The sequence below is a fragment of the Alistipes shahii WAL 8301 genome (genome assembly GCF_025145845.1).
Lineage (GTDB): Bacteria > Bacteroidota > Bacteroidia > Bacteroidales > Rikenellaceae > Alistipes > Alistipes shahii.
Genome location: NZ_CP102253.1, coordinates 2,583,896 through 2,610,058, shown reverse-complemented (window position 1 = coordinate 2,610,058; position 26,163 = coordinate 2,583,896). Strand labels below are relative to the sequence as shown.

The following is a 26,163-nucleotide window of genomic DNA, read 5'->3' as shown; positions in this document are numbered from 1 at the left end:
CGCGCGGGCAAGCCCCGAAGCAAGGCTCCGGCAACGCCGCGAAAGCCGCCGGGAACAAATCCGCCGCCACCGCAGCGCCGAAAAACGCCCCCAACCCGGCTCCGGCCCCTTCGGCAAAGCCGTCCCGCCGCCGCAAACGCGGAGGGTCGGGGAACGCCGCCGGGTCCGCAGCGGCTGCCGCCGCCATCGCCGCGCCGGCGGCAACGGCCGAGGCCCCGCAGAAAAAATGGTGGAAAAGGTGGCTGTAAACGCATTTCGCGTAATAAGGTTGGAAAAAACGCGTTAAATCATTACTTTTGCACGATAAGTAGTTACGAAAAAAGTTTTCTCGGATATGCACTTTTACAAACGCTGGAACAACATCACGGGCTGGGCCGTATTCGCCGTCGCGGCGATGGTCTATCTGATGACGATGGAACCCGTCTCAAGCCTCTGGGACTGCTCAGAGTTCATCGCGACGTCCTACAAACTCGAAGTGGGACACCCGCCCGGAGCACCGCTGTTCATGATGCTGGCGCGCCTGGCCACGCTCTTCGCCTTCGGAAACCCCGACTACGTGGGCATCGCCGTCAACGCCATGAACTCGCTGGCCAGCGCCTTCTGCATCCTGTTCCTGTTCTGGACCATCACCCACCTGGCACGGCGTCTGGTGACGCGCGACGGCGCGCAGCTCACCGCCGCCAACACATGGGCCGTCCTGGGCGCCGGAGCCGTCGGGGCCCTGGCCTACACCTTCACCGACACGTTCTGGTTCTCGGCCGTCGAGGGCGAGGTCTACGCGCTCTCGTCGATGTTCACGGCGCTGGTCGTGTGGCTGATGCTCAAATGGGAGGAGCAGGCCGACGAACCCCACTCCTCGCGCTGGATCGTGCTGATCGCCTACCTGATGGGACTCTCGATCGGCGTGCACATCCTCAACCTGCTCTGCATCCCCGCGCTGGTCTTCATCTACTACTTCCGCAAGACCGCCACGGTGACCTGGCGAGGCATCGCCCTCTCGACGCTCGTGTCCGGGGCGATGATCGTCTTCGTCAACAACATCATCATCCCCTACACCGTCTGGATCGGGGCGCAGATCGACACGCTGTTCGTCAACACGTTCGGCCTGCCGGTCAACTCGGGCATCACGCTCTTCGCGCTGGCGCTGATCATCGGCCTGGGATGGGCCGCATGGGCCGCCCACAAACGGGGCCGCGTGCTGCTCAACATCATCCTGCTCTCGACGACGATGATTCTCGTCGGCTACTCTTCCTACGCCTCGGTGACCATCCGCGCCGCGGCGAACCCGCCGATGAACTCCAACAACCCCAACAACCCCCACGCCCTGCTGTCGCTCCTGAACCGCGACCAGTACGGCGACCGCCCGCTGCTGTACGGCGCGCAGTATTCGGCTCCCCCCGAGGGCGTGAAGGAGAAGAAGGTGTGGTATCTGGACGAGGACGGCAAGTACAAGACCGCCACGGTGCTCACGGGCTACACCCACGCTCCGGAGTTCATGCAGCTCTTCCCCCGCATGTGGAACTACTCGAAGGGTGAAAAGGCCTACAAGGAGTGGGCCGCCTACCGCACCAAGACCGAGACGCTGCGCGACGACAAGGGCGAGGTCCTGCGCGACGCACAGGGGCGTCCCATGCGCGGCGAGACGCTCGACTTCGGACGCAAACGGGCCTACACCGACTCCTACGGCGAAACCCGCACGGTCACCGAACCGACGTTCTGGGAAAACGTCCATTTCTTCTTCAACTACCAGCTTTCGTACATGTACTGGCGCTATTTCATGTGGAACTTCGTGGGACGCCAGAGCGACATACAGCCTTCGCGCACGACGATCACCGACGGCAACTGGCTCTCGGGTATCCGCTGGATCGACGAGAAATACGTCGGCCCGCAGGACAACCTGCCGCGCGAAATCGCCGAAAACAAGGGCCGGAACACCTATTATTTCCTCCCCTTCCTGCTGGGACTCATCGGACTCGTCTACCAGTTGAACCGCGACCAGCGCAACTTCTCGATCGTGCTGTGGCTGTTCGTGATGATGGGCATCGCGCTGGTCTTCTACTTCAACACCTCGCCCGGCGAGCCGCGCGAACGCGACTACGTCTATGCGGGATCGTTCTACGCATTCTCGATCTGGATCGGATTCGGCGTGCTGGCCCTGCGCGACCTGATCGCCCGGCTCTCGAAGCGCGACAACGTGGCGACGGCAGCCGCGGCAACGGTCGTCGCAATGAGCGTCCCGGCCATCCTCGCGGCCCAGAACTGGGACGACCACGACCGTTCGCACCGCACGATGGCCCGCGACATCGGCTGGAACTACCTCCAGTCGACGCTCCCCAACTCGATCATCCTCAACTACGGCGACAACGACACCTTCCCGCTGTGGAACAATCAGGAGGTCTACGGCGTGCGCCCCGACGTGCGGATTATGAACACCTCCTACCTCGGCGGCGAGTGGTACATCGACGAGATGAAGACCAAGGCCAACGACGCCCCCGGCGTCCCCTTCTCGCTGCCCAAGCACAAGTACACCTTCAACAACGACATGATCTACGTCACCAACAGCATCGACCGCCCGGTGGAGATCAAGGAGGTGATCGACTTCGTGCGCAGCGACGACCCCCGCAGCAAGGTCAAACTCGCCGACGGCACGCTGGCCGACTACATCCCCGCCAAGCGCATCGCCCTGCCGGTGAACAAGGAGAACGCCCTGGCGTCGGGCATCGTGGCCGAAAAGGACCGCGACAAGATGGTCGACACGGTGTTCATCAACATCAAGAAGAATTCGCTGGACAAGAACCAGCTGATGATCCTCGACATGCTGGCCAACTTCGACTGGAAACGCCCGATCTACATGACGCAGGTCTACATTCTCCAGGACTTCGGGCTGATGGACTACCTCCAGTTCGACGGCTACGCCTACCGCCTGGTGCCGATCCTCACCCCGACGCAGAACCCCTACGAGATCGGACGCATCGACGCCGACTACGCCGCGCCGCTGCTGCGCGACACGTTCCGCTACGGCAACCTCGAAGACCCGCGGGTCTACGCCGACTACTTCATCCAGTACAACCTTTCGGCCTCGCACGCCCGCGACGCCTTCGCCCGCGTGGCCAAGGAGCTGCTGCGGCAGAACCGCGTCGCAGAGGCCGTCGAGCTGCTCGACCTGGGGCTGGAGCGGATGCCGACCTCGCAGGTGCGCTTCACCGACACCAACACCTACCCCTTCCTGGAGGCCTATTACGCCGCTTCGGCCATGGGCGACAAGGAAGCCGCCGCGAAGGGCGACGCCCTCTTGAGGGAGTATGCCCAGACGCTGATCGAATACATCGAGCACTACCTCCGTTTCGAAGGGGCGCAGGGCGACATGGTCTCGGGCCTTATCGACGAGAAGCTCGACCAGCTGGGCGACATCTACTACCTGGCCAGCTACGCCGACCGCAAGGAGGTGGTGGCCGAACTGAACGACTACTACCGTTCGCTGGGGGTCTCCGAGGAGAACCTGATCGACGTGGGCGACAAACGCCAGCAGCCCGACTCGGCGCTGCTGCCCGCCGCGAAATAACCGGAACCGGAAATGAAATAACGCACGTAACGCTTCTGTTACGTGCGTTATTTTTATGCTGCCGCCCACCCGGAACGGATTTCGGGCAGGCCAAAATCCGGTTCCGCGGTTAAAACCGACATTTTTTGAGCCTGAACACTCCCAATTGCCCTCACCTTTCACTATATTTGCAAAATAAACCGTTTTTCACGAATCCAAACCCTGAACTTATGCCGCTTTTCATTCCGGAAGACTATACGGCCAAGCTCGCTCCCGAAACGATGGAGCAGGCCATCACCTATCTCAAGGAGATTTTTCCCGACATGCTGGCCCGCCGCCTGCGCCTACGCCGCGTCACGGCGCCGTTGTTCGTCCTTTCGGGCACGGGCATCAACGACGACCTGAACGGCGTGGAGCGCGCCGTGTCGTTCCCGATCCGCGATCTGGGCGACCGCCGGGCCGAGGTGGTGCACTCGCTGGCCAAATGGAAACGCATGAAACTGGGGACCTACAAGATCGCCCCGGGATACGGGCTGTACACCGACATGAACGCCATCCGCGCCGACGAGGAACTGGACAACATCCACTCGCTCTACGTCGACCAGTGGGACTGGGAACGCACGATGCGCCCCGAAGAGCGCAACCTGAACTTCCTGAAAGCGATCGTCGAAACGATCTACGAGGCGATGAAAGCCGTCGAGGAGGAGGTTTACGAACTCTATCCGCACATCACGCCCATACTGCCCGAGCGAATCACATTCCTGCAGGCCGAGGAGTTGTTGCAGGAGTTCCCTGCGCTGACGCCCAAGGAGCGCGAGCAGGCGGCGGCCCGCAAATACGGCGCGCTGTTCCTCATCGGCATCGGCGGCGAACTTTCCGACGGGCAGCGGCACGACGGACGCGCCCCGGACTACGACGACTGGAGCACCCCGACCGAAGGCGGTTACAAAGGGCTCAACGGCGACATCATCGTGTGGAACCCGGTGCTGGAGAGCGCCTTCGAACTTTCGAGCATGGGCATCCGCGTCGACGCCGAGGCCCTCGAACGCCAGCTTGCGATCTGCGGATGTCCCGAGCGGCGCGAAATGGAGTTCCACCGCCTGCTGCTCGAAGGACGGCTGCCGCTCTCGATCGGCGGCGGCATCGGCCAGTCGCGCCTCTGCATGTTCTATCTGCGCTGCGCCCATATCGGCGAAGTCCAGGTCAGCATCTGGCCCGAGCGGATGATCGCCGAGTGCGCCGCCCACGGCATCTACCTCAAGTGAGGCGGCTCCTCGAAAGCGCCTCGGTCCCTCGCCGAAAGCCGACCGCCCCGCGGAAACGCTCCGGCTGCTCCGGATTAAGAAAAAGCCCCCGCTCTCGGAGCGGGGGCTTTGCTTATTTTCCGGCGGCAGGCTGGTCCGGAGTCTGGCCGTTCTTGTTCTTGTTGTAAAGGAAACGCTTGATCTTGTGCGTGGGGGTCTTGATGAAATCCTCCTTCTCCTCGACGACCTCCGAGATCCGCGAAAAACGGTTGACCTTGGCGTTGACGAAATCCATGATCTCCTTCTTCAGCTGTTCGGTCTTGGCCTCCCAGGCCTCCTTCTTGCTCTCCCACTCCTCGCGCCAGTCGTCGATCATCGACTCGATCTCCTCGCGGTTGAAGTGCACCAGGGCGATCAGGCGGCCCTCCTGCTCCGTGACGATCGAATCGGCGATGCAGACGTGCGAGTTAAGCACCGTCTCGATGTCCTCGGGATAGATGTTCTCGCCGCCGGGACCCACGATCATGTTCTTCAGACGGCCCTTGATGTAGAGCCAGCCGTCCTTGTCCAGCTCCCCGAGGTCGCCCGTGCGGAACCATCCGTCGGCCGTGAAAACCTCCTTCGTAGCCTCGGGATTCTTGAAATAGCCCACCATCGCGCTCGGCGTGCGGGCCACGATCTCGCCCTGACGGGTCTCGGGGTTGACGTTCTCCAGCCGCAGTTCGACGCCCGGGGCCTGGGGACCGGTCGATCCCAGCCGCACCATCGAAGGGGCCGCGCCGGCCAGCAGCGGTGCGGTCTCGGTCAGCCCGTAGCCGATGGCATAGGGGACGCGGGCTTCGAGCAGGAATTTCTCGGCCCCGCCGTCGAGTTTTGCACCCCCGATTCCCAGGAAGCGCAGGCGGCCGCCGAAGAGCTTCATCAGTTTCCCGCCCGCGACGCGGTGGAGGTAGCGGCGCATGAAGCCGATGCGGTAGAGCGTGCGCCAGAAGGAGTTGGAATTGAACTTGGCGAGCACCTGGTGGCGGTAGATTTTCTCGATGATCAGCGGCACGATCAGCATGACCGTCGGGCGGATCGCACGCAGGGCGGGCATCAGCGCCGAGGCCGTGGGCGGACGGTCGAGGTAGACCACCCGCGCACCCATCGAGAAGGGATAGATCATGCCGATGGAGCACTCGTAGGTGTGCGAGAGGGGCAGCACCGAAAGGAACGTGTCGCCGCCGTCGACCGGGAAGATCGAGGCGGAGATGTCGACCTGCGCGCAGAGCGCCGCATGGGTCAGCATCACGCCCTTGGGCTTCGAAGTGGTTCCCGACGTGTAGATGATCACGGCCAGGTCGTCGGGCCGGGGAACGCCCGTCGAGCCTTCCCCGCGGACGCGCTGCGAGATGACGCCGAGGTTCTTGGTGCGGACCGCCACGTTGAGCCGCTCGATGGTCTGCTTCGAGAGCTTGGTGAAAAGTTTGTCCGACACGAGCAGGGCCTTGGCCTCCGAATGCTCGATGATCATGTCCAGCTCCTCGTCCGAGAAGTCGGGCAGGATCGGCACGGCCACCATGCCCGCCGACGTGACGGCGAAATAGCTGATGCCCCAGTTGGGCATGTTGCTGCTCAGGAGAGCCACCTTGTCCCCGGCGCGAAGCCCCGCTCCGGTGAGGATTTCCTGCACCCTGGCGATACGACGGCCCACCTCGGCATAAGTCACGTCATCGCCCTCGTACATCGAGAAAGCGACTTTCGACGCGAACTTCTCCACGCTGTTGCGGACCAGTTCGTACAGTGTATTGATAGTCATCATGTGTTCTTTTTTAGCTACGTTCGGATAACGCAAAAGTTCGGGGCGAAATTACTAATTTCCGGCTAAAAAACACTATTTTTGACATAAATTATCACGATGATCGACCATCTGTACATCAAACGGCTCGCCGCCGGCGCAGGGTTCGACCTCTGCGGCATCGCCCCGTGCCGCCATCTGGCCGAAAACGAGACGCTGTTCCGCGCATGGCTGGCCCGCGGCCGCCAATCGTCGCTGGGCTATCTGGAACGCAACGTCGACAAACGCTTCGACGCGCGCCGGCTGGTCGAAGGCGCACGCACGGCCGTGGTCTGCGCCGTGTCGTACAAAAACCGCGTCGGCGAGGGCTATCCGCCCGGGCACCGGACGAAGGTGGCCTCCTACGCCTGCGCGGCGGATTACCACGCCACCCTCCGGACGATGCTCGGCGGGATGCTCGACGCCCTGCGCGCGGCGCACCCCGGTCTGGGAGGCCGCGCCTTCGTCGACACCGCGCCGCTGGCCGAAAAGCAGCTGGCCGTAGAGGCCGGGCTGGGGTGGATCGGCCGACAGTCGCTGCTCGTCACGCCGCAATACGGGAGCTACGTCGTGCTGGGCGAGCTGATTCTCACCGAAGAGACCGACCGCTACGACGCGCCGTTCGAAGGGTCGCGCTGCGGAACCTGCCGCAGCTGCATCGACAACTGCCCCACGGGAGCCGTCGCCCCGGACCGGACCATCGACACGGGCCGCTGCATCTCGTGCCGCACCATCGAGCGGGAACAGCCCGGTCAAACGGACCTTCACGGCTGGATCTTCGGCTGCGACGCGTGCCAGAGCCTCTGCCCCTGGAACCGCCGCGCCCCGCAGCACCGCAACGCGGCGTTCGATGCCGTGTTCGACCCGCTGGCGATGGACGCCGCGACGTGGCTCGGCATGGACGAAGCGGCGTTCGAAGCCCTCTGCGGCCGCACGCCGCTGACGCGCAGCGGACTGGTCCGTATTCGGGAAAACGCCCTTCGAAACGCCGCACCCGAAGAGCCGTCAGAACGCTGAACCAGCCCCCCGCTCCGGCACGAAAAAGCGGGTTCCGGAAATCCGGAACCCGCTCTGCGGTTTATTTCATGGGGCCGGAGGCTCACTGTCTGCGGCCCTTCGGAAAACCCGGCAGGCCGCCCTCTTCCTCCTGCGGCCCGCAGGCTATTTGGTCAGTTCGGCCAACGCGGCTTTCGCACTCTCGACAGCCGGTCCCGCCGTCACCTTCCGGAAGGCCTCGATGGCCTGCGGCTTCATCTCCTTGGCGTTGTAGGCGGCGCCCAGCGTCAGGTACATCAGGCTCACATCCTCGGGATCGGTCTGCACCTTGGCGGCAGCCTCGCCCAGCTCGATCACCTTGTTGTAATCCTTCTTGCTGGCATAGGCCTGCAAGCGGACCTTCTGTGCCAGAGCGTTTTCGGCGTTCTTCGCCAGCAGCGCGTCGGCCATCGCGATGATACCGTCGAAATCGTTGGCAGCCTGGAGCGTGGCCACCTTGTTATTGGTGTAGAGGGCGATCATCTCCTTGGCCTTGGCGGCGTCATCGGCATACTTGGGGTGCGTCTTGGCGGCCACCGCCTCGTAGATGTCCATACCCTTCTCGTACTCGCCCATCTCGCAGTAGCTCATGGCGAGGTTCAGCGCCATCGCGGTATTGTCCGGGTCGGCCTTGTAGCCCTTCTCGAACACGCCTGCGGCGGTCGCATAGTCCTTGTTGTTGAAAGCGTCGCCACCCTGGATCTGATAGATCTTGGCCACCCAGCCGTTGGCCTTGGCCATCTGGCTCATGTCGCCGTAGAGTTCGGCCAGCTCCGCCGATTTGGTGAAATTCTTCAGCGCCTCGTCGTAGTTCTTGGTCCGGATCGCTCCGCCGCCCATCATAAAGTAGCATTTGGGAAGCGTCGTCTTGGCCGTGGCCACCAGCGACGCAGCCTCCTCGCTGTCCAGCCCCTGCTCGATCACCTGTTCGAACTTCGCGGCCGCGCCTGCGAAATCCTTGGCGCCGAAAGCTGCTGCGGCTTCGTTGTAGATTGCAGTAACATCCTGCGCCGAGAGCGACACCGCCGCCAACAGCGCGACAACCGATACAAATAACTTTTTCATTGCTTTTCTATTCGATTTTATAAGTTTTTCAGTTCATGCGCCCCTGTCCGAAACGCGTTGGATGCAAAAGTATAAAAAAAATTCCTTTTTTACCAAATCTATCCGCGCAAACCCGCGAAAAAACCGCTCATCAACTCCTCGCACTCCTCCCGGAGCACCCCCCGCGCCACGGTCGTTCTGGGGTGGAACACCGCCTCGGAGTAACGCCGGAAGCCCTTCTTGGGATCGTCGGCGCCCCACACCACGCGGCTCACCTGCGCCCATCCGATCGCCCCGGCGCACATGATGCACGGCTCGACCGTGACGTAGAGCGTGCACTCCTGCAAATACTTGCCCCCGAGCGTCGCGGCAGCGGCCGTCAGGGCCTGCATCTCGGCGTGGGCCGTGGGGTCGGCCAGGGTTTCGACGAGGTTGTGCCCCCGCCCGATCACCGCACCGCCGGCCACGACGACCGCACCGATGGGCACCTCCTGTTGTTTTAACGCCTTTTGCGCCTCGTTTAGTGCCAGGCGCATGAATTTTTCGTCGGTTTCGTGCTGTTCCATGCCGGATTGTTTTCGGCAAAAGTAACCATTTTTTCCGAAGAACGCACCCCGCGCCCGGCAAACGACGCCCGGAAGCGACGCAGGCGCATCAATTTCGATTCAAAACACTCCTTCTTCCAAAAAGAAAAAATCAAAATCAAAGAAATGCTTGCATTTTATTGCATAATTTCTATATTTGCAAATGGAATAGTCCACAAAACCCTTAAATTCAATTTGCTCCTACAAAACACACACATCCGGCCCAAAAAACGGTCCAAACCATGCACTCTGTATTTCGAAACCAAACCAATTACCAACCAGAACCAATTAAAACCATTATGGAAGAAACTCGCCAAAAAGCACCCGGGAACGGGCATTTTCCGGCAGTCCTGCGATTCGTCGCCGCGCTGCTGCTGTCCGGAACCCTATGCCTCGCGTGGGGGGGGGAAATCTCCTCGCACAAATCCGGAGCATTTATGTAACGGTAGATGCAGCCGATGCAAGCATCCGGGAGATCCTCGAATCCATCGAGGCGCAGAGCGATCTGCGGTTCATCTATGCGGATGAAGTAAAACCGATCCTGACCAAGGTCGTAACGGTCAGGGAGAAAAACGTAAGCGCAAACCGGATTCTCGACCAGATCCTGCCCGACGTCGGCCTTCAGTATTCGGTCGGCGGTACGCAGGTCCGCATCTACCAGGCCGCCAGCGGTTCGCGCGACGTCGCCCAAACGGTCAGCGGCACGGTGATCTCCGGCACCGACAACTCCCCGCTGGCCGGCGTGATGATCTACGTCGAAGGAACGACGGCCGGCACGATCACCAACGGCGACGGCTCGTACACCTTCACCATTCCCGCCAAATCGAAATACGTGACCTTCTCGTATGTCGGTTTCGACACGAAGAAACTCCACGTCGAGGACACCGAGCTGTTCAAACTCGTATCGCTCGCCGAGCAGAGCAACGCGCTCGACGAAGTCGTGGTCATCGGCTACGGCACGCAGAAAAAGGAGTCGATGGTCGCCTCGATCACCTCCGTAAAACCCTCCGACCTGAATATCACCTCCAGCTCGCTGACCACGGCGTTCGCCGGCAACATCGCCGGCATGATCTCGCGCCAGACCTCGGGCGAACCCGGCTACGACAGCGCCTCGTTCTACATCCGCGGCATTTCGACCTTCGGGTCGAGCAACGCGCCGCTGATCATCCTCGACGGCGTGGAGGTGTTGAGCAACATGCTCAACAACATGCCTCCCGAGTCGATCGAGTCGTTCTCGGTGCTCAAGGACGCCCAGGCGACCTCGGTCTACGGTTCGCGCGGCGCCAACGGCGTCATCCTCATCAACACGAAAAACGGCCGCAACTCGGAGAAGATGAACGTCTCGGTCCGTCTGGAAAACACCTTCTCGATGCCCACGATGGTACAGCAGGTGGCCGACGGCGTGACCTACATGCAGCTCTACAACGAGGCCGTCTTCAACACCGCCAAGGAGACCGGAACGCTCCACGCCTACCAGCCGTTCTACTCGGCCGACAAGATCAACGGCACGAAGGCGGGGCTCAACAAGTACCTCTATCCGAACAACGACTGGTACGACCTGATGTTCAAGGATTTTTCGGTCAACCAGAACCTCAACCTCAACATCCGCGGCGGCGGCCGTAAGGTCAGCTACTTCCTCAACGCAGCGGTTTCGAACGAAAACGGCATCATCGCCGACATCGAGCAGAACCCCTACGACGTGAAGATGAACCACCAGAAATACATCTTCCAGAGCAACGTCAGCGCCAACATCACCAAGACGACGGTCGTCGGCATCAAGGTCAACGCCCAGCTGGAGTACAACACCCGTCCGATCGAGGACATCGGCAACCTGTTCTACTACTCGATGCGCGCCAATCCGGTACGTTTCCCGGCCACGCTCCCGGCCGAGGAGGGCGACACGTTCGTGCGCTACGGCAACAACGCCTCGTGGGACACCGGCGCCACCGACCTCAACCCGCTGGCCAAGCTGTCCCGCGGCTACGGCAAGCGCTACTACTCCTACATGACGACGGCCTTCACGCTGGACCAGAACCTGGATTTCTTCACCAAGGGCTTGAGCGCCAACCTCACGGCGTCATTCTACAACTACACCTATTCGGCGACCTACCGCACGGCAACCCCCTATTATTTCAAGGTCGAGGACGGCAGTTCGCTCAACCCCGACGGCACGGCCAATCTCATCACCAACTCGATCGGCGACACGGGCACGACCTACCTGACCAGCACCGACGGCAACGGCGGCCACCGCCGCTACGCGCTGCAAGCCTCGCTGAACTACGCCCGCAAATTCGGCAAACACGACGTGGGAGCCATGTTCGTCTACCGCATGAACGAGAAGAAGAACAACATCGCCGGCACGAGCGAGGAGAACCTGCTGCCCTACCGCGAGCAGGGCATGGCGGGCCGCGTGACCTACGGATTCGACAACCGCTACCTGTTCGAGGCCAGTTTCGGCTACAACGGCTCGGAGAACTTCGCTCCCGGCAAACGCTGGGGTTTCTTCCCCTCGGCGGCGGCCGGCTGGGTGATCTCCAACGAGTCGTTCTGGGACGGCATCCGCAAGACGGTCAGCAACCTGAAGATCCGCGTATCGTACGGTCTGGCGGGCAACGACGCCTTGGGCGAGCGCTTCCCCTACCGCTCCATCGTGGCCATGGGCGAAGAATCGGGATTCTACTACAACTGGAACTCCCAGGGCAAAGGCCCGAAGATCACCACCTACGGCAACCCCAACGCGACGTGGGAGGAGGCCAAGAAACTCGACGTCGGTCTCGAACTGGGACTGTTCAACGCGCTGAACATCGAAGCCGCCTACTTCACCGAAGACCGTACGGGCATCTTCATGCGGCGCACCTCGCTGCCTTCGTCGACGGGCCTGCTGGGCGTTACGCCCTACGGCAATATCGGACGTGTGAAATCGCACGGCGTCGACCTTTCGGCCGTCTACAACAAGCAGTTCAACAAGGACTGGTCGCTGAGCCTGCGCGGCACGTTCACCTTCTCGCGCAACGAAGTGGTCGAGAAGGATGAAGGCGACCTGATGTACGACTACATGTCGGTCGTGGGACATCCGGTCAACGCCATCACCGGCGTGCTGGTCGCCGACGGGCTGTTCACCTCGCAGGAGGAGATCGACAACTCGCCCAAACAGCGGTTCGGCAACTACACGGTCGGCGACATCAAGTACCGCGACCTGAACGGCGACGGCATCGTCGACGGCAACGACGTGACGACGGCCGGCAGCCCGACCGTTCCCGAAATCCAGTACGGCATCGGCGCGACGGTGAAGTGGCGCAGGCTCGACTTCTCGTTCATGTTCCAGGGCGCATCCAACGTATCGCTGCGGATGTACAACATGCACCCGTTCTGCGACGCCTCGCACTTCGGCTACGGCATCACGCAGTACATCGCCGACAACCACTGGTCGGAGGACAACAACCGCGCCGACGCGGCCTATCCGCGCCTGACCTCGCAGTTAAGCTCCAACAACACCCAGAGTTCGACCTTCTACATCCACGACGCCAAATACCTGCGCCTGAAAACCGTGGAGCTGGGCTACACCATCAAGAAACTCCGCGTCTACCTGTCGGGCAACAACCTCTTCGTCATCTCCCCGTTCGACTACTGGGACCCCGAAAAGGGCGGCGGCCACGGCCTGTCCTACCCGTTGCAGCGGATGGCGAAAATCGGCGTTCAATACCAATTCTAATCCAAAAGAAGATACCGTTATGAAAAAAATAGCAATGGCGTTAGCCCTCCTTCTCGCGGCCGCATCCTGCGATTTCCTGGATGTCGTTCCCGAGGGCAGTCCCACGCAGGACGACATCTACAAGACCCAGGCCCAGGCCGAAAAGATGCTCTTCATGGTCTACGGCAAGTGCCCCGACCTGTTCCATGCGCAGGCCATGCCCGACCTGAGCGGCGGCGACGACCTGATTTCGAGTTACTACGGATCGGTGCGTTATTTCTCGTGGAAGAGCCTCGTATACGCCACCTCGCAGGAGTCCTCGACGAACACCTACTTCAACATGTGGGGAACGACCTCGGGACTTCCGACGGGCAACTACTCGTACAACATCTACGAAGGCATCCGTTATGCCTACAACTTCCTGAACAACATAGGTTCTGTTCCCGACATCTCGGAGGCCAACCTGCGCTACTGGTCGGGCGAGGCGCACTTCCTGATCGCCCACCTGCACCAGATCCTGCTGGAGTACTACGGTCCGATCGTACTGGCCCGGGAGGAGATCGACCTGAATGCGCCGGCCAGCAGCGTGAACGTGCCGCGCAGCACCTACGACGAGTGCGTCAATTTCATCGAGGAGGAGTTCCGCAAGGCCGCCGACATGCTGCCCGACTACTGGGGTCCCATCGCGTACGGCCGCGCCATCAAGGCCACGGCGCTGGCCTACCGCGCCCGCCTGCTGCTCTACGCCGCATCGCCGCTGGTGAACGGCAATTCGGAATTCTACGCCGATTTCGTCAACAAGGACGGCACGCACCTGATCAACCAGACCTACGACGCCGAGAAGTGGAAACGCGCGATGGACGCCGCCAAGGAGGCTATCGACTGCGTGGAGGCTTCGAAGGAAACGGGAGCCTACACGATGGACGACCGCCAACTGGGCCTCTCCGTGTCGAAAAGCACCAGCACGACCGACCCGTTCGAACTGGGGCGCGCCAACTACACCTACATCTTCACCGGCGACGGCAACGCGACACAGTTCTTGAACCAGAACGAGTACCTGATGAGCTTGAACAAGTCAGGCTCGATCACCTACACGCAGAAGCAGTTCGGCTGCCACCTGGCCAACAACTACACGAAGGTGTCGGGCGCCTACCGCGGCTATTTGTGCCCGACGTTCGAGGCCGTCCAGATGTATTACACCCGGAACGGACTTCCGTGGGAGGACGACCCCGAGACGAAGGACATCGACCCGCTGGCCTACAACAAGGCGGCCGGGACGGTCGAGATGCACCTCCACAAGGAGCCGCGCTTCTATGCGTCGGTGGGTTATGACCGGGGCACGTACCGCTTCAACGGCGGCAAAATGACCATCAAGGCGCACAAGGGCGAGCCGCAGGGCTTCACCGGCAGCTACGACAACGAATACCAGTCCTACAACGGTTATTTCTGCCAGAAATGGGTCAACGAACAGTCGAAGATGACGCTCAACTCAAGCGGAAACTACTCCGTCAGCACCTACATGAGCTACGTCTTCCCCTACATGCGCATCGCCGAGCTATACTTAAGCTACGCCGAAGCCGACTTCGAGTACGACGGCACGTTGAGCGACTACGGCTACGAGTGCCTGAACAAGATCCGCTCGCGCTGCGGCCTTCCGACGTTCCAGGATTCGTGGAGCAGGGCCGGCGGCATCCCCTCGGGCCAGAAGCTGCGCGACATCATCCGCCGCGAACGTTCGATTGAATTCATGCTGGAAGGACGCCGTTTCCACGACATCCGCCGCTGGAAGATCGCCGAAGAGTGCCTGCGCCCCATCCCGAAGGCCTGGAACATCGAGGGCGACACGCCCGAGAAGTTCTACAAGCTGGTCGACATGAAGGAGAACGACACGCGCATCTTCACCACGCCGAAACACTACTGGCTGGCGATCCCCAACTCGCAGCTCAACATCAACGGCCAGCTGGTTCAGAATCCGGGTTATTAACCATTAGCGAAAAGAAACGACCATGAAAAAGCTATTTTTAGCGCTCGCGCTGTCGGCGGCAGCTTGCCTGGCCGGGTGCTCCGACAACGAAGAGATCGGATACGACATCGGCTCGAAGGTGCTGATCCCGAAAAACGGCCTGCAACAGGTCGCCCTGACGGCCGATGCCGCAGCGATCGACTACGAGGTGTGGATCTACCGGAGCGGCTACAACGAAGGCGGTTCGACGGCCGCACTCTCGGTCGACGCCGAAGCGCTGGCCGCCTACAACAAGGCCAACGGTACGGCTTACGTGCTGATGCCCGAAGCCTGCTACGACCTCCCGACCGCCGCCGTGCGGCTCGACAACAACGCCCACACCGCGAAGATCGGCATTCGGATCGACGTCTCGGCGATCACGGCGGACAGTCGCTGCGTGCTGCCCGTTTCGGTCGGCAGTCCCGACACGGAGGTGAACGCGGCGGCCGCCACGGTGCTGATCTTCCCGGTCCGCCCCACGACGGAGAAGCCTGAAAACGCCCAATGACCCGGCCGGATCAATCAACTGAAAAATTAACCATATAACCTTCCTAATATGAAAAAAGGTTTTTTATCGTTTTTTCTGTTCACGGCTTTCGCCCTGGCGCTCTGCCCGTCGTGCAAAGACGACGAGACGGCCGAATGGAAAAACGTCGCGTTCTCGGTAGCGTCCAACCTCGCCCCCGAAAACGGGACCATCCCCTACGAAGGGAGCACGGTCGTGTTCACCGTAACGACCGACGGCAAATGGACCTATGCGATAGACCAGAGCAAGACCGACTGGTTCACCCACCCCACCGTCGACGGCATGACGCTGGCGATTCTGATTCCGGAAAACACCGTGAGCAGGGAGCGCTCCGGCGTAGTCCGGTTCATCTCGGTCTCGGACCCCACGCTGGTCGAGGAGTTCACCATCACGCAGGAACCCGGACCTGTGCCGCCCGAAGCGCCGAAAGCCGACCTGCTCGACGTTGTCTTCCACGCCGACGGCACGGCCGAGGACGTATCGCCGCTCAAGAACGAGGTGCTCTCCTACCCCGGCACGGCGCTGACCTGCTATTACCACGACGTCTACAAGCGCATCGTGACCAACTACACGCACACCCCGGGGCAGGGTTCCCGCAAGGATTCCTATTACCGGGTGGACTACTACACGAACGAGACGTTCAAGCAGGGTCTGGACGACGGCCACACGCTGGAGGTCGTCCTGCGTTCGAACCGCAACGACGGCACGAAGGAGTACAAGCCCTTCTCGGCGCATGAAGCCGGCGGCACGGGTTTCCTGATCTGCAAGGAGGGCCAGGGAGGCCATCCGGCCTGCATCACATTCCTGCCCAATGTGAGCACCACAGGCAAAAGCACGTGGCGCTGGGCGCAGAGCGACGTGACGCCCGAACCGGGCCGCTACTACCACGTCGTGGGCGTCTGGGACAAAACCGCCGAGAAAGCCTATATCTACGTGGACGGCCAACTCAAGGGCACGGCCGACGCTCCGGGCGAACTGATCCACGCCAAGGACGGCGCACGGTGGTTCGCGCTGGGCGGCGACTCGGCCGTAGGCTCGATGGGCAACGCATGGAACGGCGAAGTGGTTCTGGCCCGCGTCTTCGACGACGCGCTGACCGGGGACCAGATCGCCCTGCTCTACCAGGATGCGGCGTTCGCCGGCCAGACGCCCGTGGAATTCGCACTCTCGAACCTCACCTACCTGACCAGGTGCGAGATCGGCGCAGGCTACACCTATACGGTCTACGGCAACGGTTTCGCAGCCGGCGACAAGGTGAAGTTCACCTCGTCGGCCAACGTGACCGCAGCGTTCACGGCCGACGCCGCATTCACCGAAGCCTCCGGCGACAATACCCTTCAGTCGCTGGCAGTGACCCTCCCCGCGGGGATTCCCGCCGGAACGGGCCGGTATTTCATGGCGCTCGTCCGCAACGGCAGCCAATACCCGCTCGGCACGGTCGAATTCACCGTCTGCGACAATCCCTCCGTCTCGATGCCCCGGATCATCGCGCACCGCGGCCAGCATCAGGACGGCGTGGAGAATTCGACCGAGAATTCGATCGCTGCCCTGACCAACGCCCAGAAACTGGGCATCCACGGCGCCGAGTTCGACGTCTGGATCACCGCCGACGACGTGCCGGTGATCAACCACAACGCGACGGTGGCAGGCAGCGACCTGCGGATCGAAGAGAGCGCCTATGCACAGATCAGGGACCTCACGCTGGCCAACGGCGAAAAACTGCCGACGCTTGACGCCTATCTGGAGCAGGGCGCCAAGGACGCTTCGATGAAACTGATCTGCGAAATCAAGACCCACAGTTCGGCTGCAAGCAACACGCGGGCCGTCAACGCCGTCGTGGCCGCCGTCAAGGCGAAGTCGATGGAGACGCGGGTCGATTACATCGCCTTCGACTACGAGGTCTGCAAGCAGCTCCGGGCGGCCATGCCCGCGGCCGGCGTACAGTACCTGGGCGGCGACAAGGCTCCGGCCGAAGTCGCGGCGGACAAGCTCTCGGGCATCGACTACCAGTATTCGACCGTGCTTTCGAAAAAACCCGAGTGGGTGACGGAAGCCCACGCCGGCGGAATCGAGGTCAACGCCTGGACGGTCAATTCGACGGCCGACATGATGGCCTGCATCGCGCTGGGTGTCGACTACATCACCACCGACAACCCCGCCACGCTGAAAAAACTGCTGGAGACACCGTTCGTCACAGCCCCGAAATAACCGCGGAGGCTCCGTTTCGGATTTCTGGATTCGCAGGCCGGACGATTGTCCGGCCTGCGTTCTTTGCGGAATCCGCGTTTTTTTATTAGTTTTATACCCGAAATCAACCTTATACGACAACCCTGCAATGAAGAAACTTTTGGTATTGGCATGGGCCGGCGCTGCGTTGCTGTCCGGCGGCATGCTCCGGGCGGAAAACATCCTCCTCTCGACCCGGAATTCCTCGCTGCTGCTGACGGCAGAAAAAGGCAAAACCCCTCTGTTCCAGTATTTCGGAGCGCGCGTCGCCTCGCCCGACGACATCCTCGCCAGCGGAGCGGCGTTCGGCGATGCGGCCTACCCGCAGTTCGGCGCCCAGTGTTACCGCGAAGTAGCCATTCAGGCGACGCACGGCGACGGTTCGATGTCGCTCGAACTGGCTGTCGAGTCGGTGTCGCGCGACCGCAGGGACGGCTCCGAAACCACCGCCATCGCCATGAAGGACAAGCACTACCCGTTTTTCGTGACGCTCTTCTACAAGACCTACGACGACTGCGAGGTGATCGAGACGTGGACCGAGATCAGCCACACGGAGAAGAAACCCGTGACGCTCTACCGGTTCGCATCGGCCTACATGCCCGTCCGCCGGGGCGACACGTGGCTGACGCATTTCCACGGCACATGGGGAGCGGAATGCTACCTCCACGAAGAACCGCTGACCGACGGCATGAAGGTGCTCAAGAACAAGGACGGCGTGCGCAACACGCAGCGCGACAACCCCTCGCTGATGATCTCGCTCGACGGACGCCCCCGGGAGTTGACAGGCCGCGTCATCGGCGGCACGCTGGCCTGGGCCGGCAACTACCGCATCGCCCTGGACAACGACAACACCCACACCACGCACCTCTTCGCGGGCATCAACGAGGAGCAGTCGCAATACACGCTGCAACCCCGCGAGGTCTTCACGACCCCGGTATTCGCCTTCACGTTCAGCGACGAGGGCAAGAGCGGCGTGAGCCGCAACATCCACCGATGGGCGCGCCTCCACCGGCTCAACCACGGAACCGAGCTTCGCGACGTGCTGCTCAACTCGTGGGAGGGCGTCTATTTCAAGGTCAACCAGGAGGGCATGGACCGGATGATGGCCGACCTGGCGGACCTGGGCGGCGAACTGTTCGTGATGGACGACGGCTGGTTCGGCGACAAATACCCGCGCAACAACGGCGAGACGAGCCTCGGAGACTGGACGGTCTGCCGCGAGAAACTGCCGCAGGGCATCGAGGGACTGACCGAGTCGGCCCGCAAACACGGCGTGAAGTTCGGCATCTGGATCGAACCCGAGATGACCAACACCCGGAGCGAACTCTATGAGAAGCATCCCGACTGGGTGATCCAGCAGCCCTACCGCGAAAACCGCAAGGGCCGCGGCGGCACGCAGCAGGTGCTCGATCTGTCGAACCCCGCGGTGCAGGAGTTCGTCTTCAGCGTGGTCGACCGTCTGATGACCGCGCATCCCGACATCGCCTACATCAAGTGGGACGACAACATGACGCTCTACAACTACGGCTCGACCTTCCTGCCGGCCGACCGGCAATCGCACCTCTACATCGAGTACCACCGCGGCATGGACAAGGTGCTGCGGCGCATCCAGGAGAAATATCCCCGTCTGGTGATGCAGTCGTGCGCCAGCGGCGGCGGCCGGGTCAACTATGGCGTCCTGCCCTACTACGATGAATTCTGGACCTCGGACAACACCGACGCCCTGCAACGCATCTACATGCAATGGGGCGTGTCGAACTTCTATCCCGCCGTGGCGATGGCCTCGCACGTGAGCGCCTCGCCCAACCACCAGACGGGCCGCAACGTTCCGCTCAAACTGCGCTTCGACGTGGCCATGTCGGGACGCCTGGGGCTGGAGCTGCAACCCTCAAAGATGACCGGCAAAGAGAAGGAGTTCGCCCGCAGGGCGATCGCCGACTACAAGAAGATCCGCCCCATCGTGCAGCAGGGCGACCTCTACCGGCTGATCTCGCCCTACGACAAGACAGGCTATGCATCGCTGATGTACGTCGCACCCGAAAAGGACCGCGCCGTCTGGTTCGTCTACAAGCTGGAGCACTTCCTCAACATGCCGTCGCCGGCCTTCCGCATGGCGGGTCTCGACCCCGGCAAACGCTACCGGATCACCGAACTGAACGTCGACGGGAAGCCGGTCCCGCAGGACGGCAAGACCTTCAGCGGCGCGTTCCTGATGGAGAACGGACTCGAATTCACGGTGGGCAAGGAATATGCGAGCCGCGTACTCGAACTCAAAGCGGTGGAGTAATTATCGGTCAGAAACGGCTGTCCGAAATCCGGGCCGCCCAACAAATCCCCGAAACGACGCCCGGTCCCGGGAGGTTCGTTTCGGGGATTCCGCATCTCTTTTCGCTCTTTTCCCTGCATATCCGCCGTTTCATCCGCCTCGCTGCAATTCCGGCGGCGGCGTTCTTCACACACAAAGGTTTTAACAAGGCATCCTGTCATTTAATTATGAATTATGAATTATGAATTATGAATTTTAGTTAACTTTGCGGATCGTAACGACTAAACATAACATATCGCCATGTACAGAACCCATACCTGCGGCTGCCTCCGGGCCTGCAACGTCAACCAAACCGTCACCCTGGCCGGATGGGTGCAGAAAGTGAGGAACCTCGGCGCCATGACCTTCATCGACTTGAGGGACCGTTACGGCATCACCCAGATCGTCGTCGAGGAACACTCCCCCGCCGAGGCGCGCGAAACGGTCTGCCGCGTGGGCCGCGAATGGGTCATCCAGGTCGTCGGCAAAGTCGTCGAGCGGCAGTCGAAAAACCCCAAAATGCCGACGGGCGACATCGAGGTCACGGCCGAGAAGGTGGCCATCCTGCACGAAGCCGAAGTGCCCCCCTTCACCATCGAAGAGGTCTCGGACGGCGGCGACGACCTGCGCATGAAGTACCGCTACCTCGACCTGCGGCGTCCGCCCCTGCAACGCAACATGATTCTGCGCCACAAGATGGCCCAGGAGATCCGCCGCTTCCTCTCCGACGAGGGATTCCTCGAGATCGAAACCCCCTGCCTGGTGGGTTCGACGCCCGAAGGAGCGCGCGACTTCGTCGTGCCGAGCCGCATGTCGCCCAACCAGTTCTACGCCCTGCCCCAATCGCCGCAGACGCTCAAGCAGCTGCTGATGGTCGCCGGCTACGACAAGTATTTCCAGATCGTGCGCTGCTTCCGCGACGAGGACCTGCGCGCCGACCGCCAGCCCGAGTTCACGCAGATCGACTGCGAAATGTCGTTCGTCGAGCAGGAGGACGTGCTCGAAATCTTCGAGCGCTGGGCCAAGCACATGTTCAGGCATGTGATGGGAATCGAGCTGACCGAGCCGCTGCGCCGCATGCCGTGGATCGAGGCGATGGAGAAATACGGTTCGGACAAACCCGACCTGCGCTTCGGCATGGAGTTCGCGGAGATCACCGACCTCGCCAAGGGGCACGGCTTCAGCGTATTCGACGAGGCCGAATACATCACCGGATTCGCCGCCACGGGCTGCGCCGCGTACACCCGCAAGCAGATCGACTCGCTGACGGAGTTCGTCAAGCGGCAGCAGATCGGCGCCAAGGGCCTCGTCTGGATTCGCGTCGCGGAGGACGGCGTGAAGTCGTCGATCGACAAGTTCTACTCCCCCGAGGAGGTGCGCGCCATGGCCGAGCGCTGCGGCGCTGTGGCCGGGGACATGGTCTTCATCCTCTGCGGCAAGAAGTTCAAAACGCTGACGCAGCTGTGCGCCCTGCGCCTCGAAGTGGCCCAGCAGCTGGGGCTGCGCGACCCGCAGAAGTTCGCCCCGCTGTGGGTGGTGGACTTCCCGCTGTTCGAGTGGGACGACGAGACGCAGCGTTACTACGCCGTGCACCACCCCTTCACCTCGCCCAAGCTCGAGGATGTGCAATACCTCGACAGCGACCCGGGCCGCGTGCGCGCCAACGCCTACGACTTCGTCTGCAACGGCACGGAGATCGGCGGCGGTTCGATCCGTATCCACGACTCGAAGTTGCAGGAGAAGATGTTCGAACTGCTGGGCTTCACGCCCGAGGAGGCGCAGAAGCGCTTCGGCTTCCTGATGAACGCCTTCAAGTACGGAGCGCCCCCTCACGGCGGCCTTGCGTTCGGTTTCGACCGTCTGTGCTCTTTGTTCGGCGGCTCGGAGTCGATCCGCGACTACATCGCCTTCCCGAAGAACAACGCCGGCCGCGACGTGATGCTCGACGCCCCGGGCTACATCGACCAGACGCAGCTCGACGAGTTGTATCTGCAACTGCGCAAGCCGGAGGAATAATAAATTAGAATGCAAAGAAAAAAAGAGGCTGTCATATTGTACTGCACCCCAAAAGTTGGACACTTTTGGGGTGTTTTTTATGAAATATAATTATGAGATTCGTTTAAAGGCCGTAAAACTGGTACTCGAAGGCGGACTTTCGGTTAGGGAAGCCGGATGTCACTTGGGCTGTGGCCGCTCGCAAGTTCACTTGTGGGTAACATTATTCGAGCGCCATGGCCTTGCCGGCCTTAAGCTGCGCCACGGTAGCTACAGTGCAGAATTTAAGTTGTCAGTTTTGAAGCATATGCACCAAAATCATCTATCTTTGCTGGAGACAGCAGTGCATTTCGGCATTCCGGGCCCTTTTGTTATTCGTCAATGGGAGCGGCTCTATCAAAACCAAGGTGCTGAAGGCCTGCGGCGTAAACCGCAAAGAAGGAGGCCGGCCATGAGTAAATCGAAGACTAAAAAAGTCAAACTCAAAACGACTCCGCACGAAGAGTTGCTTAAGGAACTGGAGTATCTTCGTGCCGAGAATGCTTACTTAAAAAAATTGCAGGCCTTAGTCGAGGAGCGCATTGTCCGCGAGAGCGGGAAAGAGCCCAAGCCATCGAAGGACTAAGGCCGCAGTGCCGGCTTTCAGTATTGCTCAAAGCCGCAGGGATGGCGCGAAGCACATTTTATTATCACTTCAGAAAATCAAAACAACCCGATAAATATGCTCGCGAAAAAGAGAGTATTATAAGGTTATATCACGAACATAAGGGGCGTTATGGTTATCGGCGCATTACCGTTGAAATGAATAAGATCGGATATGCGATAAATCACAAAACCGTACTTAAGCTGATGAATATTTGCGGGATAAAAAGTCAGGTCAGGCTCCGTAAATACTGTTCATACAAAGGACAGATCGGACGGATAGCGCCCAATCTTCTGCAACGCGACTTTGCAGCCGAAAAACCGAATCAGAAGTGGGTTACTGACCTTACGGAATTTTCGGTTTGCGGCGTAAAGTTATATCTATCGCCGATTATGGACTTATATAACCGGGAGATTATTAGCTATAAAATAGCTGAACGCCCTAACTTTATGCAGATCATGAAGATGCTGGACGATGCGTTTGCCAGAATACCGGATTCTCCGGGTATTGTCTTGCATTCCGACCAGGGCTGGCAGTATCAGATGAAGCAGTATCAGCTCCGTTTAAGACAGAAAGGTATTACACAGAGCATGTCGCGCAAGGGTAACTGTCTGGATAACGCTGCTATGGAAAGTTTCTTTGGATTATTGAAGTCCGAATTATTATATTTGCAAAAATTCTCATCCATAGACCATTTCCGAAAAGAATTGGAAGAATATATCGACTACTACAATAACAAGCGGATAAAGAAATACTTAAACAACATGAGCCCGGTACAATACCGAACTCATGCCATCTAAACAAATACTAATCCGTCCAATATTTGGGGTGCACTTCATATTGACAGTCTCTTTTTTCATTCAAATTTCATTAGCTCGCTCTTTTGTTAACAAATCAGAATTAATACTATCCTCGTATAATATTATTATTCGACAGTCATTTGCCATGCGAATCTCAACACATCCAATATCCATCCCATCTTTTATATACACAAACACCGTTCTATAAACACACCGATCAGACCGCAAGGCAAATAACTCATGTCCATCACCCTCTCTCCATGGCGACTTAAACTCTTTCTGATCAAGGATAGGAGCACCATATTTTTTCGTGTAAACATCCACCAAGTCGTCATATATTCTTTTAATGAGGCTCCATGTGTCATATGTCGATTTGAACAAAACCCCGACTTGCCATACGGTATTCGTAATGGGTGTATCATAAATAAAAACATAACTATCCCGGCCTATAAATGTACCAGATAAAATATCGTCATCTACATACACATATCCTTGGCGCTGCAATTCTTTCACAAATTCCTGTTTGCTGCCATCTATCGGCAGACCTTTGAACGTCAAATGTTCCGTTTGCGCATAGGACAGCACACAAAACAACGAGGAACAAATCGTCAGCAATAACTTTTTCATAATCGAGGCTTTTCAGCCACCCGCACCCCGGCGGCATAAACAAAAAAGAAAAGCGTGGTGCCGAAGCCCATTTCAGAATCGTAGGTCGTAGGATACCTTGCAAGATAAAATAAGCGACAACTCCCACGCCTATACCCGCAGAATACGGATACGACGCGGCAAGATGTTTGCCTACTCCCAACCCAAGTGAATTTCCTACGTTCACGATTCGGGAACAGACTTACACTTTCCGTGTTTGTCAGCGTCTAACAAATATAGAATAATTTTTGAAATTTTACTATCTTTGTCCTAATAAATCGAACATGCCATGCCGAACATTCCTTTAGCCGAACGACTGCGCCCCCGCACGATAGACGAATATATCGGGCAGGAGCACCTCGTGGGCAAAAACGGGGTGTTCCGCAAGTTCTTCGAGACGGGCAACGTCCCGTCGTTCATCCTCTGGGGACCTCCGGGCGTGGGCAAGACCACGCTGGCGAAGATCGTCGCCACACAGTTGGAACGCCCGTTCTTCACCCTCTCGGCCGTCACGTCGGGCGTGAAGGACGTGCGCGAGGTGATCGAGTCGGCGCGCAAGCAGCGGTTCTTCGACCAGAAGGCCCCGCTGCTGTTCATCGACGAAATCCACCGCTTCAACAAGTCGCAGCAGGATTCGCTCTTAGGGGCCGTCGAACAGGGCGTCTTCACGCTCATCGGCGCGACGACCGAAAACCCCTCGTTCGAGGTGATCTCGCCGCTCTTGAGCCGCTGTCAGGTCTACATCCTCAAGTCGCTCGAAGACAAGGACCTGCAAACGTTGCTCGACCGTGCCCTGACGACCGACACCGAGCTGAAAGAGCGCGACATCGAGGTCACGGAAACCGGCGCGCTGTTCCGCTTCTCGGGCGGCGACGCGCGCAAGCTGCTCAACATCCTCGAAATCGTCGTCGGGGCCACCGACGGCAAGGTGACGATCACCGACCGGTACGTCACCGACTGCCTCCAGCAGAACATCGCTCTCTACGACAAGAACGGCGAACAGCACTACGATGTCATTTCGGCCTTCATCAAATCGGTCCGCGGCAGCGACCCCAACGCCGCGATCTACTACCTGGCGCGGATGCTGGCCGGGGGCGAGGAGCCGCGGTTCCTGGCCCGGCGTCTGGTGATCCTGGCCTCGGAGGACATCGGGCTGGCGAATCCCAACGCCCTGCTGCTGGCCAACGCCTGCTTCGACACGGTGCACAAGATCGGCATGCCCGAGGCGCGCATCACGCTGGCCGAGACGACGATCTACCTGGCCACCAGCCCCAAGAGCAATTCGGCCTACATGGCCATCAACAAGGCGATGTCGCTGGTCGAGCGCGACACCACGAACCGTCCCGTGCCGCTGCACCTGCGCAACGCCCCGACCCGCCTGATGGACAAGGCGGGCTACGGCAAAGGCTATAAATACGCCCACGACTACGCGGGGCATTTCGCCGAGCAGGAGTTCCTGCCCGAGAGCCTTTCGGGCACGAAGTTCTACGAACCCGACACGCAGAACGCCGCCGAAGCCAAAATCGCCGAACGGATGGCGCAGCTGTGGAAAGACAAGTACCAATGAAACGCATCGGCATTATATCCGACACCCACGGAACCTTCGACGACACGCTCCGCGAATTTCTGAAAGACGTGGACGAAATCTGGCATGCGGGCGACATCGGCTCGATCGAGCTGGCCGACCGGATCGCCGCATTCAAGCCGCTCCGCGCCGTGAGCGGCAACATCGACGGCGGCATGACCCGCCGCGTCTATCCCGCGTTCCAGGCCTTCGAGTGCGAGCGGGTGCAGGTGCTGATGACCCACATCGGAGGTTATCCCCGCCATTACGACCCGCGCGCCGTGCAGAAAATCCAGTCCGTGCACCCGAAACTCTTCATCGCCGGGCATTCCCACATCCTCAAAGTCATCTACGATCCCGTCTACGACCTGCTCCACGTCAACCCCGGAGCTGCCGGGGAGTTCGGCTTCCACAAGGTCCGCACGGCCGTACGCCTTACGATCGACGGCGCGGAGATGCGCGACATGGAGGTCGGCGAGTGGCCCCGCAGCTGAAAACCCGG

The 26,163-nt window shown here is 60.1% G+C and carries 17 protein-coding genes; 13 read left to right on the top strand and 4 right to left on the bottom strand.

Annotated elements, in window-relative coordinates:
* Positions 1–334 precede the first annotated feature (334 nt).
* Positions 335–3,562: a glycosyltransferase family 117 protein gene (locus NQ492_RS11020; RefSeq protein WP_015547580.1), complete on the top strand. Its 3,228-nt coding sequence runs from the start codon at positions 335–337 to the stop codon at positions 3,560–3,562.
* Positions 3,563–3,771: 209 nt separating this feature from the next.
* A complete protein-coding gene (asnA, locus tag NQ492_RS11015) occupies positions 3,772–4,806 on the top strand; it encodes an aspartate--ammonia ligase (protein WP_083810241.1) in 1,035 nt (344 codons plus the stop codon).
* A 112-nt stretch (positions 4,807–4,918) separates the two neighbouring features.
* On the opposite strand, the gene NQ492_RS11010 is transcribed toward asnA, so the two are convergent.
* A complete protein-coding gene (locus NQ492_RS11010) occupies positions 4,919–6,583 on the bottom strand; it encodes an AMP-binding protein (RefSeq protein WP_044054835.1) in 1,665 nt (554 codons plus the stop codon).
* A gap of 99 nt (positions 6,584–6,682) precedes the next feature.
* Between NQ492_RS11010 and queG the strand changes: the two genes are divergently transcribed.
* Positions 6,683–7,618 (top strand): tRNA epoxyqueuosine(34) reductase QueG, encoded by a 936-nt coding sequence (queG, locus tag NQ492_RS11005; RefSeq protein ID WP_015547578.1) that lies wholly within the window; start codon positions 6,683–6,685, stop codon positions 7,616–7,618.
* A gap of 144 nt (positions 7,619–7,762) precedes the next feature.
* On the opposite strand, the gene NQ492_RS11000 is transcribed toward queG, so the two are convergent.
* Both NQ492_RS11000 and NQ492_RS10995 read right to left on the bottom strand, forming a co-directional pair.
* Entirely contained in the window at positions 7,763–8,701 is a 939-nt protein-coding gene (locus NQ492_RS11000; RefSeq protein ID WP_022062114.1) for a tetratricopeptide repeat protein, read from the bottom strand.
* 98 nt (positions 8,702–8,799) lie between these two features.
* Entirely contained in the window at positions 8,800–9,246 is a 447-nt protein-coding gene (locus NQ492_RS10995; RefSeq protein ID WP_015547577.1) for a nucleoside deaminase, read from the bottom strand.
* Between the two features lie 406 nt (positions 9,247–9,652).
* On the opposite strand from NQ492_RS10995, the gene NQ492_RS10990 reads away from it, so the two are divergent.
* From NQ492_RS10990 to NQ492_RS10955, 8 genes are all read left to right on the top strand, one after another.
* Positions 9,653–12,976: a TonB-dependent receptor gene (locus NQ492_RS10990; RefSeq protein ID WP_083810240.1), complete on the top strand. Its 3,324-nt coding sequence runs from the start codon at positions 9,653–9,655 to the stop codon at positions 12,974–12,976.
* A 19-nt stretch (positions 12,977–12,995) separates the two neighbouring features.
* Positions 12,996–14,939, top strand: a complete 1,944-nt coding sequence (locus NQ492_RS10985) for a RagB/SusD family nutrient uptake outer membrane protein (RefSeq protein WP_044054520.1) — start codon at positions 12,996–12,998, stop codon at positions 14,937–14,939.
* 22 nt (positions 14,940–14,961) lie between these two features.
* Entirely contained in the window at positions 14,962–15,465 is a 504-nt protein-coding gene (locus tag NQ492_RS10980; RefSeq protein WP_015547575.1) for a DUF1735 domain-containing protein, read from the top strand.
* Between the two features lie 48 nt (positions 15,466–15,513).
* Positions 15,514–17,691 carry a glycerophosphodiester phosphodiesterase family protein gene (locus NQ492_RS10975; RefSeq protein WP_015547574.1) on the top strand — a complete coding sequence of 726 codons (2,178 nt, stop codon included), beginning with the start codon at positions 15,514–15,516 and terminating at the stop codon, positions 17,689–17,691.
* A gap of 127 nt (positions 17,692–17,818) precedes the next feature.
* Positions 17,819–19,996, top strand: coding sequence for an alpha-galactosidase (locus NQ492_RS10970; protein WP_015547573.1), 2,178 nt, complete (start codon positions 17,819–17,821; stop codon positions 19,994–19,996).
* Between the two features lie 279 nt (positions 19,997–20,275).
* Positions 20,276–22,030, top strand: coding sequence for an aspartate--tRNA ligase (gene aspS, locus NQ492_RS10965; RefSeq protein WP_015547572.1), 1,755 nt, complete (start codon positions 20,276–20,278; stop codon positions 22,028–22,030).
* Between the two features lie 79 nt (positions 22,031–22,109).
* The gene (locus NQ492_RS10960; RefSeq protein ID WP_032558195.1) at positions 22,110–22,634 is read left to right on the top strand and encodes a helix-turn-helix domain-containing protein; all 525 of its coding nucleotides are present in this window, start codon (positions 22,110–22,112) and stop codon (positions 22,632–22,634) included.
* A complete protein-coding gene (locus NQ492_RS10955) occupies positions 22,565–23,452 on the top strand; it encodes an IS3 family transposase (RefSeq protein WP_117615371.1) in 888 nt (295 codons plus the stop codon). Before NQ492_RS10960 ends, NQ492_RS10955 begins: the two co-directional genes overlap by 70 nt.
* A 60-nt stretch (positions 23,453–23,512) precedes the next feature.
* Here the strand turns inward: NQ492_RS10955 and NQ492_RS10950 are convergent, their stop codons facing one another.
* Positions 23,513–24,079 (bottom strand): hypothetical protein, encoded by a 567-nt coding sequence (locus NQ492_RS10950; RefSeq protein ID WP_015547571.1) that lies wholly within the window; start codon positions 24,077–24,079, stop codon positions 23,513–23,515.
* Between the two features lie 307 nt (positions 24,080–24,386).
* On the opposite strand from NQ492_RS10950, the gene NQ492_RS10945 reads away from it, so the two are divergent.
* Complete coding sequence (locus NQ492_RS10945) at positions 24,387–25,664, top strand: replication-associated recombination protein A (RefSeq protein WP_015547570.1); 1,278 nt, start codon at positions 24,387–24,389, stop codon at positions 25,662–25,664.
* Positions 25,661–26,155, top strand: coding sequence for a metallophosphoesterase family protein (locus NQ492_RS10940; RefSeq protein WP_015547569.1), 495 nt, complete (start codon positions 25,661–25,663; stop codon positions 26,153–26,155). The genes NQ492_RS10945 and NQ492_RS10940 overlap by 4 nt, the downstream gene beginning before the upstream one ends.
* Positions 26,156–26,163 lie beyond the last annotated feature (8 nt).

Bases quoted from the DNA above. Each gene is read 5' to 3' on its own strand.
- NQ492_RS11020 (WP_015547580.1), top strand. From the start codon at position 335: ATGCACTTTTACAAACGCTGGAACAACATCACGGGCTGGGCCGTATTC.
- asnA (WP_083810241.1), top strand. From the start codon at position 3,772: ATGCCGCTTTTCATTCCGGAAGACTATACGGCCAAGCTCGCTCCCGAA.
- NQ492_RS11010 (WP_044054835.1), bottom strand. From the start codon at position 6,583: ATGACTATCAATACACTGTACGAACTGGTCCGCAACAGCGTGGAGAAG.
- queG (WP_015547578.1), top strand. From the start codon at position 6,683: ATGATCGACCATCTGTACATCAAACGGCTCGCCGCCGGCGCAGGGTTC.
- NQ492_RS11000 (WP_022062114.1), bottom strand. From the start codon at position 8,701: ATGAAAAAGTTATTTGTATCGGTTGTCGCGCTGTTGGCGGCGGTGTCG.
- NQ492_RS10995 (WP_015547577.1), bottom strand. From the start codon at position 9,246: ATGGAACAGCACGAAACCGACGAAAAATTCATGCGCCTGGCACTAAAC.
- NQ492_RS10990 (WP_083810240.1), top strand. From the start codon at position 9,653: ATGCCTCGCGTGGGGGGGGGAAATCTCCTCGCACAAATCCGGAGCATT.
- NQ492_RS10985 (WP_044054520.1), top strand. From the start codon at position 12,996: ATGAAAAAAATAGCAATGGCGTTAGCCCTCCTTCTCGCGGCCGCATCC.
- NQ492_RS10980 (WP_015547575.1), top strand. From the start codon at position 14,962: ATGAAAAAGCTATTTTTAGCGCTCGCGCTGTCGGCGGCAGCTTGCCTG.
- NQ492_RS10975 (WP_015547574.1), top strand. From the start codon at position 15,514: ATGAAAAAAGGTTTTTTATCGTTTTTTCTGTTCACGGCTTTCGCCCTG.
- NQ492_RS10970 (WP_015547573.1), top strand. From the start codon at position 17,819: ATGAAGAAACTTTTGGTATTGGCATGGGCCGGCGCTGCGTTGCTGTCC.
- aspS (WP_015547572.1), top strand. From the start codon at position 20,276: ATGTACAGAACCCATACCTGCGGCTGCCTCCGGGCCTGCAACGTCAAC.
- NQ492_RS10960 (WP_032558195.1), top strand. From the start codon at position 22,110: ATGAAATATAATTATGAGATTCGTTTAAAGGCCGTAAAACTGGTACTC.
- NQ492_RS10950 (WP_015547571.1), bottom strand. From the start codon at position 24,079: ATGAAAAAGTTATTGCTGACGATTTGTTCCTCGTTGTTTTGTGTGCTG.
- NQ492_RS10945 (WP_015547570.1), top strand. From the start codon at position 24,387: ATGCCGAACATTCCTTTAGCCGAACGACTGCGCCCCCGCACGATAGAC.
- NQ492_RS10940 (WP_015547569.1), top strand. From the start codon at position 25,661: ATGAAACGCATCGGCATTATATCCGACACCCACGGAACCTTCGACGAC.